At 32.4% G+C, this 13,951-nt stretch carries 8 protein-coding genes; 3 read left to right on the forward strand and 5 right to left on the reverse strand.

The window, feature by feature from the left end; all coding sequences use genetic code 11:
* Positions 1 to 30: 30 nt before the first annotated feature.
* Positions 31 to 612 (reverse strand): outer membrane beta-barrel protein, encoded by a 582-nt coding sequence (locus tag EI427_RS18495; RefSeq protein WP_126617538.1) that lies wholly within the window; start codon positions 610 to 612, stop codon positions 31 to 33.
* A gap of 26 nt (positions 613 to 638) precedes the next feature.
* Positions 639 to 1,337 (reverse strand): DUF4136 domain-containing protein, encoded by a 699-nt coding sequence (locus tag EI427_RS18500; RefSeq protein WP_126617540.1) that lies wholly within the window; start codon positions 1,335 to 1,337, stop codon positions 639 to 641.
* A gap of 152 nt (positions 1,338 to 1,489) precedes the next feature.
* Between EI427_RS18500 and EI427_RS18505 the strand changes: the two genes are divergently transcribed.
* The 3 genes from EI427_RS18505 (at position 1,490) to EI427_RS18515 (ending at position 8,444) form a co-directional block, all read left to right on the forward strand.
* Positions 1,490 to 2,839 (forward strand): neutral/alkaline non-lysosomal ceramidase N-terminal domain-containing protein, encoded by a 1,350-nt coding sequence (locus EI427_RS18505; protein ID WP_170178540.1) that lies wholly within the window; start codon positions 1,490 to 1,492, stop codon positions 2,837 to 2,839.
* Positions 2,840 to 3,039: 200 nt separating this feature from the next.
* Positions 3,040 to 4,836: a transcription termination factor Rho gene (rho, locus tag EI427_RS18510; protein ID WP_126617543.1), complete on the forward strand. Its 1,797-nt coding sequence runs from the start codon at positions 3,040 to 3,042 to the stop codon at positions 4,834 to 4,836.
* 233 nt (positions 4,837 to 5,069) lie between these two features.
* A complete protein-coding gene (locus tag EI427_RS18515) occupies positions 5,070 to 8,444 on the forward strand; it encodes a cyclic nucleotide-binding domain-containing protein (RefSeq protein ID WP_126617544.1) in 3,375 nt (1,124 codons plus the stop codon).
* Positions 8,445 to 8,534: 90 nt separating this feature from the next.
* Here the strand turns inward: EI427_RS18515 and EI427_RS18520 are convergent, their stop codons facing one another.
* From EI427_RS18520 to EI427_RS18530, 3 genes are all read right to left on the reverse strand, one after another.
* Positions 8,535 to 12,404: a M6 family metalloprotease domain-containing protein gene (locus tag EI427_RS18520; RefSeq protein WP_126617545.1), complete on the reverse strand. Its 3,870-nt coding sequence runs from the start codon at positions 12,402 to 12,404 to the stop codon at positions 8,535 to 8,537.
* 294 nt (positions 12,405 to 12,698) lie between these two features.
* Positions 12,699 to 13,265: a guanylate kinase gene (gene gmk, locus EI427_RS18525; protein WP_126617546.1), complete on the reverse strand. Its 567-nt coding sequence runs from the start codon at positions 13,263 to 13,265 to the stop codon at positions 12,699 to 12,701.
* Positions 13,266 to 13,332: 67 nt separating this feature from the next.
* Complete coding sequence (locus EI427_RS18530) at positions 13,333 to 13,926, reverse strand: sigma-70 family RNA polymerase sigma factor (protein ID WP_126617547.1); 594 nt, start codon at positions 13,924 to 13,926, stop codon at positions 13,333 to 13,335.
* Positions 13,927 to 13,951 lie beyond the last annotated feature (25 nt).

The following is a 13,951-nucleotide window of genomic DNA, read 5'->3' on the forward strand; positions in this document are numbered from 1 at the left end:
TATGAAGTTATATTTGTTACGTTGTTAAGCTTAGTATACAAAACCAACGTTAATTCCTAAGTACGAATGATCTACAGAATCTCCTGCTTTTAATGCGTAGTTATAACGAACACTAAAGATCATGTCAATAGAAGGGTTAACATCTGCTATTACACCAATTTCTGGAGCAAAACCAAAATGCCAATTATCTTCTACAACTGCCCACTGACCAAATTCTGTTCTTTGGTTAATGTAATATGTACCTACACCTACACCTATATAAGGGTTAGTAATACCATCTTTATTAAAATAGTAATTAGCATGAGCTAAAATAGGCACAATATTCATGTAGCGGTATTGCTTACCGTCAGCAATAATACCATTACTATTGTATTGATCTGTTGTTTTGTCATATAAAACATTCCAATCTACAGATAGACCAAAAGATAAAGGAGCCGTTGCTAAATGCTGTCTCCATTCCATACCAAAACCTCTTCCGCTAAATGCACTAATATAGTCATTTGTTTCGCTTAAAGGCTGAGACATTTGATAAGTAATAATAAAGTTCGATTCTTGTGCTGATGCTCCTAATGCAAAAAGAGCAAAAACTACAGATAAAATATATTTTTTCATGATTGAGTTCTGTTTGAAAGATGTTCTTAATTGTCAGTTCCAGCTTTTGCAGTATTGTATTGATTAAATAATGTTTCAATACCATCATTTACAATACTAACGTTATTCGAACGAGATAAAACACCGTTCAATCCGCCAACCCAACCTAAGTAAAGTACTACTGTATCACCTTGAACAGTTCCTTCATTTAGTTTCTTTGTTTCAGCAACATCAATAAAATCTACAATTACACTACCATTGCTATATTGGTAATATGAATAACCTCCCCATGGATAATATCCTCCACCTGGGTAACCTGGGTATCCATATCCTGGATAACCCCAACCTGGGTATCCCCATCCTGGATAACCTGGGTAACCTGGACTCCAAGCTACACCTGTTTGCTGGATAGCAATTTGTGTTAATTGAACAACAATATCAGCATCTCCATCAGCTGTTGGATTAGTGATTTCTGAAAGTCCTAAAGTAGATTTCAATAAAGCATCTGTGTTCGCTATAATGTCATCTTGTTGTGCAGATGTTAGTGTATCTGCATTTTTAGATCCTCTGATATCCATTGTTTGGGATAAGTAGTACGTTTTGTAAGAACGTAATTTTTCAGCAGATTCGTACTGTGAGATAGCGATATCTAAATCACTAGTATATTCTGCCCCTCCAGGGTAACACCCCTGCACAAGGGCAACCATACTCAAAAGAGTAACAGCTTTTAAAATTAAAGTTTTCATGATTAAAAAATGAGTTTTCAAAAATTACATTGTGTTAATAGCTGCAAATATAGTTGTATTCTTTTAATATAAAATATTCATAGTAGTTAAATACTTCTATTTCGCAGTAGTCTTAGTAAATTAGCAATTTAATTGGATAAATCTTTAAAGAATTGGTTAAGAAAATATACATATCATTAGCAAGTTTAATTACGCTTGCACTTATACTTTTAGGTCGAATTGACAGAACTCCACTTCAATCTACAGAAGAGTATAAAAATACATTTCTTAATGTTGAAAAAACTTTAGAGGAAGTGCATAATGAGATTCCTTCAAAAGATACACTTCTTATTGGTTGGTCTGCAAAAAGTATTGTACCAAATAGAAAGGATTTACCTATGGCTGGTTATGGGTATAGAACAGTAAAAGCTGTTAGAGATACTCTGTACGCAAGAGCTTTTGCTTTTGATGATGGTGTTCATGAATCTTTTGTTTTAACACTAGATTTAATGATTTTTCCAATTGAAGTACGAAAAAGACTTTCTAAAGAATTACCTAAAATTGGTTTATCCTCTAATAATATTCTCTATTCTGCTATCCATACTCATAATGGTGTAGGTGGGTTTAACCCTAGCGTAATGGGTAACTTATCTGTTGGTCAATATTCTGAAGAAGTAGTCCAAAAAATTGTAAAAGCATCTCTTGCTGCTATAAAAGAAGCAACGGCTAATAAGGTAAAAGGGAGTGTTGGTTTTGCGAAAACTTTAGCACCAGAATGGGTAACAAATAGAATTGTAGATCATGGTACAAAAGAAAACTCCTTAAGAGTAATTAAATTAAATAGAATTGATGGTACTAGTGCAGCTATTGTAACCTTCAATGCACATGCCACTTGTATTGATATGGACTATTGGATTTTATCAAGAGATTACACCGGAGAGTGGATAGATAATTTAGAAGCATCAGATTCCATAGATTTTGCGGCATATTGTGCAGGAATGGTTGCTAGCCATGGCCCTGCAAACCCTAAAACGGAAAGTTCTTTTGATCATATTAAAGATATGGGTAAATCTTTAGCAGATTCCACTTTAAATGTTTGGAACGAAGCTGAAATGAAGTTTATAGCAACAGCATCTATATATAAAATACCAATTGATTTTAGGCCATCGCAAGTAAGAATAGATACTCAGTTTAATATTAAAGTAAGAGATTGGGTCTTTAAATTAGCCTCTGGCGGATTACACGGAAACATCACTTATTTTAAATTAGGTGATATCGACTGGTTTGGAATGCCTTCTGATTTTTCTGGAGAAATTGCTTTAGATTTTAAATATGATTCAATCGCAAAAGCAAAAAATAAAGAGATTATGATTACCAGTTTTAATGGTGATTATGTAGGATATATTACCTGTGATACTTACTATGATTCTTTAGATAGCTACGAAGTAAGAGAAATGAATTGGGTAGGACCGGAATATGGAGCTTATTTTGGCGATATTATCAAAGAATTGATAGAAAATTAAAAGAAACTAAAGATTTGGATTGTGATTTTAATTGATGTACATTAGATTTGTGAAAAGTAAAAGTCACTATAAAACCTATTTCCTTCCGGTAAAGTGACAAAAAAGTAGATAGCTTCATATCTCAAAACGCCTTAATACAAGGTTCTTCAAAAAGTATTTCATTATAGCGACAGAAAAAAATAACTGTCACCATTATTTTTATGTATACAAGAAAGCTACTAGAGGCTAGACTGCTATCTGAATTAAAAGATATCGCAGAGGGCCTTAGCATGAAAAATTTCAGTAACCTTCGTAAGAAAGAACTAATTGAAAGAATTGAAAAGCATGTAAATGCAACTCAAGGAAAAAATAGTCCTTCTCCAGCAAAAACTGAAAAAACTTCTAGCCCCGCAAAACAACCTATTAAGGATGTTACACCGACTGCCTCTAACGATACAGCCCCTAAAAAAACAGAAGCTAAACCTTCAGTTGAAGACGAGAATAATCAAGATTCTCCTCGTCAAGATAGAACACGTTTAAATCGTCGTAAGCCACAACCAGCACAAGGGCAACAACGTGAGCGTGTAAAAAGAGAAAATGTTAAGAAAGGGAACAACGGTCCAAAAAACCAAAGCAACCAAGCTAACAAAGATCTAAAAGGTAAACGTAAAGGAAAGAGCACACAGCAGCCTCCTAAACAAATTACCCACGATGATATAATGTCTTTAGAAGAAATCGATTTAGGTACTGATCCGTTAGACGATTTACCAGATTTCGATATGTTCTTAGACGATGATAACACAGAAGGTCTTCCTACTTTAGAGCAGGAAAGAAAGTCTGCAATTCATCAAAAAGAATTAGACCCTCCAAAAGCACCAGCTCCTAAAATTTCTGTTAAAGATTTTGATGGTGTAATTAGTAGCGAAGGAGTTTTAGAAATTATGTCTGATGGATATGGTTTCCTAAGATCTTCGGATTACAATTACTTAGCAGGCCCTGATGATATATATGTATCTCCATCTCAAATCAAATTATTTGGTTTGAAAACAGGTGATACAGTAAAAGGAAATATTCGTCCTCCAAAAGACGGTGAAAAATATTTCGCTTTACTAAGAGTTGATACCGTTAATGGTAAAACAACTGATGAAATTCGTGACCGTATTCCATTTGAATATTTAACGCCACTTTTCCCTCAAGATCAGTTACACTTATCAACTAAACCTCAAATTTATTCTACACGTGTTTTAGACTTATTTGCCCCAATTGGTAAAGGTCAACGTGGTATGATTGTCGCTCAACCTAAAACTGGTAAAACAGTTTTATTAAAAGAGGTTGCTAATGCAATTGCCCAAAATCACCCAGAATGTTATTTGATTATACTTCTAATAGACGAACGTCCTGAAGAAGTTACAGATATGCAACGTAGTGTAAATGCAGAAGTAATTGCTTCTACATTTGATGAAACTGCAGATAAACACGTTAAGGTTGCTTCTTTAGTTTTAGAGAAAGCAAAACGTATGGTAGAATGTTCTCATGATGTTGTCATTCTATTAGATTCAATTACTCGTTTGGCTCGTGCTTATAACACTGTTTCTCCTTCATCTGGTAAAATTTTATCAGGTGGTGTTGATGCAAATGCTTTACACAAACCTAAACGTTTCTTTGGTGCTGCAAGAAATGTAGAAAACGGAGGTTCTTTAACAATTATCTCTACTGCATTAATTGATACAGGTTCTAAAATGGACGAAGTTATCTTCGAAGAATTTAAAGGAACAGGTAACATGGAACTTCAATTGGATAGAAAACTTGCTAACAAGCGTGTTTACCCTGCAATTGATATCCCAATGTCTGGTACTAGACGAGAAGACTTACTAATGGACAAAGATACATTACAACGTGTTTGGATTATGCGTAGAATGATGTCTGACATGAAGTCTCAAGAAGCAATGGAATTCTTACAAAGCAATATGAGAGGTACACGTTCAAATGAAGATTTCTTGATCTCAATGAACAAATAATTCTCTATTACAATTGATTAAAAAGCCGAAGTAACTTAGTTATTACTTCGGCTTTTTTTATTACTTTAGAGTATGTTTGATTCAGCCTTTTGTTGAATTTTATTTTTAGACATATCCTACTAAACAAAATCGCTTTCGACTATTTAAAGAAGAAATATATACTAGAAAAGTGATACCCTTCTTACCAACTAAGCAAGAATTTAAATTACCTCGTTGAGGTTTGAAGAAATAAAATGAACATAATTGCATCCAGAATTTATTACTACCTTCCTAAAAAGAATATTTTTAGCAAACTATCTCAGTTTCTAAATAAAGATAATTCTAATTGGCTTTCATTATTCTTTGCTGCAGAAGGGGCTGCAATTGCAATAGCCTTTTCTGTTACATACACTTTACTATTTAAAGAAAGAGCAGTAGATAATTTACCTTTTGCATTTATGTTTTCAGGAGTTAGTATTTTACTAATTGCCAGGTTATTTGCTTATTTAGAAAGAAGGCTTAGAGTAGAGCACCTTAATGCCGTTTATTCGTTATTAAAAATTCTAACTGCTATACTAATAGGTTATTTAAGTATTGGAAAGCCCGATTACTTAGGTATCCTCAGTCTAATAGTATGTGTAAAAGCATTAATATTTTTTGAAGACTGTACCTACTGGGCTATTGTAGAACATATCTATTCCAACCCTAATGAGATGAAAGCTTTTGATAAAGCTAAATCTTTTAAAATTGTATTTAAACTTACCGGTTTCTTAATTGTATTAGTAGGCTCTAAGTTTGCAAGTATACAAGCAATGTCGCTTTGGGTAGCACCAATTTATGTTATTGCTGGATGGGGTTTATGGCAAGTTCTTTCTAGTGATAAAGTTAAAAAGCGATTAGAAAAATACCATGATACAGTAACAAGGCCTTCTCGGAAATTTACTCCAGAAAGCTTTTGGGCTTTTGGAATTACAAACCCATATGTTTTTAAATTAGGCTTACTCACATTTTGTATTGCTAGTGTTTGGGCTATTGTAGAATTCTTCTTTATGATAGATCTACGAATGACGCTTTACACGCCTACTAAAGGTATTTACGCATTAGCATTATTATTAATTATATCTTATGCAATTGTATCTGTAGTTCAGCCTTTTCTTAACGCAAGAAAACTACAAGATATTGGTATCAAAAAGCTTCTGCAGTTTACACCAATCGTATTATTAATAATAGTTAGTTGTACTTATTTATTCATCAAATTTAGTCCTTCAAAAGTTCCTATCTTTTTGGCCTTAGTTGCTATAGCTTTTATTTTTACAAGACATGTTATATTCTCAACAATTACTCCGTCTTTATTAAGACCAATACAGAGTAAACATAGAGGTTTTACATTCGGAATATTAAGAGGTTTTTTTAGTTCTATTGGGCTTTTCTTTGCAGGTGTCTTATTATGGATAATTGATGTTGATAGACCTTTTGAAGAAGGACAAATAATACTATGGATTCTAGTAAGTTTATTATTACTATGGTGGTTAGCTGCCAAAATTGTATCAAGAGATTACCGTGTAATTATTCGACGAGCATTTCTATTAAGAGATATGGAAAGCTACGAAATAGCTACACATGATAAAGAAGTTAGTAGATTACTTGCTTCAAAATTAACTTCTAAATTACCAGAGGATATAATCTATGCTCTTGAAGCTAATACTGTAATAAACCCGAAGAAAAACGAAGCTATTATTTTACATATGCTTCGCCATCCAGATAGTGCTATTCGTTATTTTTCAATTGATTTCAGTCAGAATAATTTAACAGAAAAAGTTGCTGACACAATTAAAAATATTGCTTTATATGATGAAGACCCTAAAGTAAGAAAGAAAGCAATTGTCAGCACTTGTAAATACGATCCAACTTTTATACATCAAGTAATTGATTGGATTGATGATAAGGAAGACGAGATAAAAAAAGGTGCTTTATATGGTTTATTATCTTCAGAATCTGAAGAACAAAGAAATATTGCATTAAACTATATTAAAGCATCGGTAAAATCAGAAGATATACATACGTCACTATTTGCATTAGAGGTACTTGCAAAGGTTTCTCCTCTAGAAAGTGAACCGTATATTTTTGATGCTTTATTAAGTAGTGATGATCTATTAATTGAAAAAAGTATTGAAGTTGCTGCAATTGTAAAAAGTCCAACACATTTACCTCTTTTAATTTCATTGCTAAAAGAGAGTAAGTTTAACGACACTATATTAAGAACGCTAATTATTTACGGAGAAGATTGTTTAGATATTATAGAGAACGAACTCTTTGTAAATAAAAGAAGAGAAGATATTTATCTTATCACTTTATGTAAAGCATTAGGAAAAATAGATGCTCCAAAATCTTATGAAATCTTATGGTTATTGGTTGATTACCCTTGGCCTTTTATGAGAATGGCTGCATACAATGCTTTGAAAAGACTAAAATATCGTCCTAAATGTAAAAGTGATTTTGATTTACTCAATAAACATCTAGAAAGATTTTTCTCTAATTACTATTGGTTATGCAATGCTATTTATGTTTTAAAGCATGAAAAACCATTTAGAGCAATGTTATCAAAAGCATTAAATGAAGAGCTCGTTTTAATAGAAGAAAATATAAGAACAATTCAAGAATTTTTGATTGTAGGTAAAGGAGAGCAACTCTATAGAAAAACTGATTCAGAACAGAAACAACTTGATATATCAGACCAAGAATCTCTTTTACAAAATGCAGAAATAGAGAAGAATTTATGGAAAACAATGCCTTCTTCTATCTATCAAAAATTAATTATTGTTTTAGGGTATTACGACCTTGAAGCAAAAATGCAGAAACTAGGCGATTATTATTCATCAAACCTTGTAGATCCTCTTAGTATCACATTAGGCATTATTCGTCCTTTCTCTTACAACCGTCCATTATTTAATACTTGGACAAAAATTACAGCACTTATTAGTGTGAGAGATTCAATGTCTCCAAGTTTATTGAAATATATAGGTCAAATATTAAATAAAGACAATATAAAACTTATTGAACCTGCTCTTATTAGTTTAAAAAGAATAGAAGATTATCAAGATATCGCTGTTTCAAAAGTATTAGATGAATTAGTTACTCCGGATAGAAAAAAATGGCTCATGGGAATATTAAATGAAGGAACAAAACCTCTATTAGAATTAGAAAAAGTAATACTTTTAAAATCAACTAATCTATTTAGAGAAACACCAGAACATGTATTGGTAGATATTGCAAGTATAATGCACGAAGTACGTATTCCTAGAGACTCTACAATTTTTAGAAAAGGAGAAGAAAGTAAAGAAATGTATATTATTTATGAGGGAGAGGTAAAGTTACATGATGGTAATTTCACTTTCAGTAACCTTATGAATAGGGACCTTTTTGGTGATCTCAGTATTCTTGATTCATCACCTAGAACATTATCTGCTACAACTACAAAAGATTCTGTTCTATTGAGAATTGAACAAGATGATTTTCTTGCTCTAATGGGATATAGAAGAAGTTTAATGCAAGGTATTATGAAGGTTCTTGGGCAGAGAATTAGAAATAAAGAACATAACTTTACTAATTTCACTAAAGAAAAAATGTAACGCTAGAAATTAAATTATTTTAGAATACTATATTTAAAAAACAGCCCTAAAGGATATACTATCTTTTAGGGCTGTTTTTACAGGAAGGCCTTATCTAACTACTATTTTCTTAGTAATTGTCTGACCATTTATTTCTAAATAAACAACAAATATTCCTTTACCATATTTACTTAAATCCACTTCTTCTTGATAAGAATTGATAACTTCTACCTTAAACAAAGCTTGGCCTTGTAGATTAAATAGAGTTAATTGTCCATATCCAGAAGGAATAGTTATTCTTACTTTACCTGAAGTAGGGTTAGGATACACCTCTAGTAAAGTACTTTCTTCTAAATCTGAAGATAATACTATTTGTGGAGCAGCAAAAGGACCACTTTCGCAAGAACCACCTTCTTGCCATGCCCAACCCCAATTGTTATCTATATTGTATTTTGGATTTTCTCCAACATTTGGCCAATCACTTATTACAGTATAATTAGTACCATTATATTCAACAACATCACCTAATCTATATTGAGAAACCGAACTCCATACCGGACAAGTTGGTATCTCTTCTTTATCAATTGTAACAGTTATTTCTTCGGATACAGTAGATGCGTTTTCATTATCAAATGCAATAGCATTCAACCTATAAATTCCATTTTCCGGGTTCCATGTGAATGAATATGGACTAGCTTGTTCTGTAGTAAATAATATATCATTTATATAAAATTCTACTTTAGTAATTACTCCATCAGCGTCGCTAGCAGTAGCAGCAACTGTTAAATTGTTATGCTCATAAAAACTTGAAGAAGGGGATGTCAACGTTACAATTGGTAATTCATTTATAGGAATTATTTTATTAATAATTACTTCTTCCGTTGCAGATATTGCACTTGCATTCAAGTTATCATAAGCAATTACTTTTAATTCATAAGTACCATTTTCTGGAGTCCATATAAAAGAATAAGGAGCAGTCTGTTCTATTCTTACTAATGTATCATTTGCATAAAATTCTACTTTAGTAATTGTTCCGTCAACATCAGAAGCGTCAGCAGATACCGTTATTTCATTTGTATCAAAAACACCTGTTAATGGTGAAATCAATGTTACTAATGGCAATTCATTCAATGCTACTGTAATACTTGTTGTAGTACTTATCGTTTCATTAGTTGTAGTATTGAGTACACTTACCGTTACATCAAATGTTCCTAAAGATGATGCCGTAAATAAACCATTGGGTGCATTTAAAGACCAAGTAGGAAGTAGATCAACTCTATCACCACAATTATCTAAACCTGTAACTTCAAATTGAACATTACTATTTAGTTCTACTTTTTGTTCTTGAGGTAAAATAGCTAATGAAGCAATTCCTGTAGATGTACAAGGTTTGAGAGGTGTTTCAAAAATTAATCCTTCGATCTTAACTTCATCAATATAAATAGTACCATTATCACCTGTGTTACCATTCTTTTGCCACTTGAAACCTGTAACTTTAGATGAGTTCCATGTTACATTTCGCCCCCAAGAAGGTTGGTCAAAATCAGACCATTGTAATGTCACTTTTGTCCATTCTGAATGAGATGGAATTAGTACTTGATAATGTGCATAATCTGTAATAGAAGATAATAATGTTTGTAAGTGCAATGATGCTCCTTTATGATAAAAAGAGATACCTGATGATCCCGTTAAATTATAGTCTGTACTATTTGACTTCATATCAAACCCAAAAGCAACAAAGGGATTATAAGATAATGAGCCTTTATTTAAAGTATAATTTATTTTTGCTGAATAATCAGAGCCATTAGCCCCGTCATTAGTCATTTCAAAAGGATTGGATGGAGTAACAGTTGATCCTCCATTTATTCCATCATCATGTGCATACCATTCTGTATTCATAAATGAAATATTCCCTTGTTCGTTGTTACTAATTAAGGTTGCATTCTCTGGTAATACTGTAATAATTGAATTCGTTATTAATTGACCTATACTTACTGTTACTTCATGTACACCTTGTTGTGTAGCGTCAAAAATTCCATTTGGAGCATTCGAGCTCCAAGTAGGTGATATAGAAGTTTCCCCTCCACATTTATTAAAACCAATAGCTTCCAATACTAATTGTTCTCCTATAAATATCGTTTTTGTACTAGGTGTAAGCACTAAATCTATAACAGTAGGGTCTGAACAATTATTAGGATCCTCTACCACATTTACCGTTACAGAGGTAGATACATTATTTACATTTGCAGTAATTGTATATGCTCCAAATTCTGTAGCTGTAAATAAGCCAGAAAGTGCATTTTCTGACCATGTAACTGTAACATTTTCCATACCTCCACATTGATTTAAAGGGGCCGCTAAAAGTTGAACGGTCTCGTTTCTGAAAATTGTAGATGTCTGTGGGGAAACTGTAATTGCTACAACATCATTATTAGAACATTTCGAACCATTACCCACTGCATTAAAAGTCATGGTGTTTGCTACTGCACTTACTTCAGAAATTTCTAATTCACTAGAAGAACCATCTAACCAATTTGAATTGGGAGATGTAGTATCGTTAAACTTTTCATTTCCGCCATCATGCCAACATGCTCCACTATGTGTATTTCTTGTATTATTTGCATGTTCTAACCAAACTTCATGATCCCATGTTTGGTTGTTTCCTGTTCGGTCTATATGCCAAATTGTTAAACCTTCATCTGGCAAATAAGCACTATGGCCTGTTTTCTGAACAGCTTCAATCATGAAAAATTCAGTAGATTTAGTAGGGTGATCATACTTGTAAATAGTATTATCATTTGCTGACTCACTTATTGTTCCGTTAAAATTAGAAATATTGGTTACAGTTGTCCAACCCGCTAACCATCTAAAGTAAGGGTTAGGAGGAATTGGATTTTTAGTACTTCCATAACCCGACATAATACAAAAATTACCAATTCCACTAGTACCTGTAGAACTAGAATACTTATATAGATCAGGCCATTTACAAAGCATATGTCCATTCTCATGAATAATTGTACCTATAGATAAATCCGTATTTACTGGAGATGTATTGTAATCCTTAGAAGAAACTCCATCTGCAGAAAAACCCGTATATGTTCCTTTATGATGCCACATACCTTTAGCCCATGCTCTAGGTCTACCTGTATACATCAAATTAATAGCTTGTATTTTTCCGTTTTGAATACTTAATGAAGAGTAATCAAACCCTTGTTCTTCTACCTCTTCTAAAACAAACTCAAGAATTTCTCTTGCACCAGATGCATATCCCATATTATCATAAGTAGCAAATGATTTAGGCGCTCTAAAGTAGCCAAATACAACATTTTCATATTCTACTAATCCTCCCGAAACATTTTCAAAGTATTTTTTTACTGAACTATAATTTCCATTTACTTTAAAATTATCCCCATTCATCATCTGTTCGATAGTACTTTTATCCCAAACTGCAGGAGCATCACTAAAATCTACTAGAATACATATTCCTTTGTAATTACCAATAACATGATTTGTAGGTGTAGCATGTTGTTCATTTCCATTCGCTGCACTTTTATGAATATCTTGAACGCCTAAATGATCATTTTCTTTTAATGCATCTTGGTTCTGAGTTCTTTGTATTTCTATAGTTGATCGGTCTAAGTCAATATGTTTTTCTAACTGAAAGCTTACTCTAAAACTAGACATTGATACCCCGTAAGATTCTCCTGTATAATGAATACCTGTAGAAACCAATTCATTTCTAGATGCTGATAATTGGGCATAACAAATCCATTCTGTTTCTTCATCTCTAATAAGAGTATAACCATCTAAACTTTCTGCTCGCAAATAAAAATCATCTCCAAAAAGCTTTATTTGAACAACCGAACCATCTGGCTGTTCAAACTCCTGAACTTCTCCATTTCTAGGTGCTGCTAATAGAAAATGCATACCTACTCCAAGAAACAGTAGTAGTGTATACAACTTTTTAATAAATACTTGCATAGCTGTAATTAGTTTAATTGATTATTAATAGATGACAATTCCCTATTAATCCACTTTGCTTAGCTACAAATATTTTAAAACTTTAAACGTTCTATTACACTATACTATCATATGATTTCATTATTTGTTCAGTAGCTAACAAAACATTAAATAATCGTATTCTTTTGAGGATGTATTTGATTTAAACTTCTATATCGTTCTTTTAAAAATAGATTGAAGAATATAAAATCGTTCAAAAAAAATAGAGGTCATCAAGTAATTGATGACCTCTATTCTCTATATTAATAGCATAGTCTACGCTATTGCTTCTTTCACTAATTTTTCTGCATTTGCTAGTGCAATTTGTAGATCTTCATTTACTAAACGAATATCAAATTGATCACCAAATGGCATTTCTTCTGCAGCTTTTGCTACACGTTCCTTAATTGCTTCTTCGGAATCTGTAGCTCTATCTCTTAAACGTTGCTCTAAGCATTCTACACTTGGAGGGCATACAAAAACTGAAACGGCTTTTTCTGCAAAATAATTCTTTAAACTGATGCCTCCTTGGACATCAACATCTAAAACAACATGTTTGCCTTCGCTCCAAATTCTTTCTATTTCACTTTTTAAAGTGCCATAAAAAAGACCTTCATATACTTCCTCATGTTCTACAAATTCATCATTTGAAATTCGATTTTTAAAATCATCGAGAGAAATGAAATAATAGTCTTTAGCGTCTTTTTCTTCTCCTCTCGGAGCACGTGTAGTTGCTGAAATTGAAAATGTCAATTCAGGAAATACACTCAAAAGGTGTCTCACAACGGTGGTTTTACCTGATCCTGATGGTGCAGAAAAGATAAATACTTTGCCTGATTTCATGCTTTATTTTTGCAATTTTTTTTGATTAAAGATGCAAAGATAATGACTTAAAATGGCTATTTCTCATTTAGTTTGCTTTCTTTTGAGAATATCCCATTTTTTTTGCGTAGACAACTAATTTTTCTTTCAATAAATTTCGAGCTCTATGTAACCTACTTCTTACTGTTCCGATAGGAATATCAAGGATTTTAGACATTTCTTCGTAGGTGAATCCTTCTAAATCACATAAAATGATAACAATTCTGAAATCAACTCCTAATGCATTCAATGCACTCGTTATTTCATCACCAATTCTGTATGTATTATTATCTTGACGTATACCTGAAACTAAATTAGGGTCATTTTTTTCTCCGTTATAAATAGTCTCTACTTCGTTATAATCAATTTTTGAAGGTTCCTTACTCTTCCTTCTATATTCATTGATAAAACTGTTTTTTAAAATTCGGAATAACCATGCTTTTGCATTAGTTCCTTTTTCGAACGAATCGATAAATCTATACGCTTTCATGTGCGTATCTTGTACTAAATCTTTTGCATCTTCGTCGTCTCCAGTTAAGCGATAGGCAAAACTATACATTGAATCTGTGTGAGGAGCAAACTCTCGGTCGAAAATAATTAATCGTTCTTGAGTAGAATTCTTCTTCTTTAGGTTATTACTCATAATTGTAATGATAGTGGAAAGAGCT

Source organism: Flammeovirga pectinis, assembly GCF_003970675.1.
GTDB classification, from domain to species: Bacteria; Bacteroidota; Bacteroidia; order Cytophagales; family Flammeovirgaceae; genus Flammeovirga; species Flammeovirga pectinis.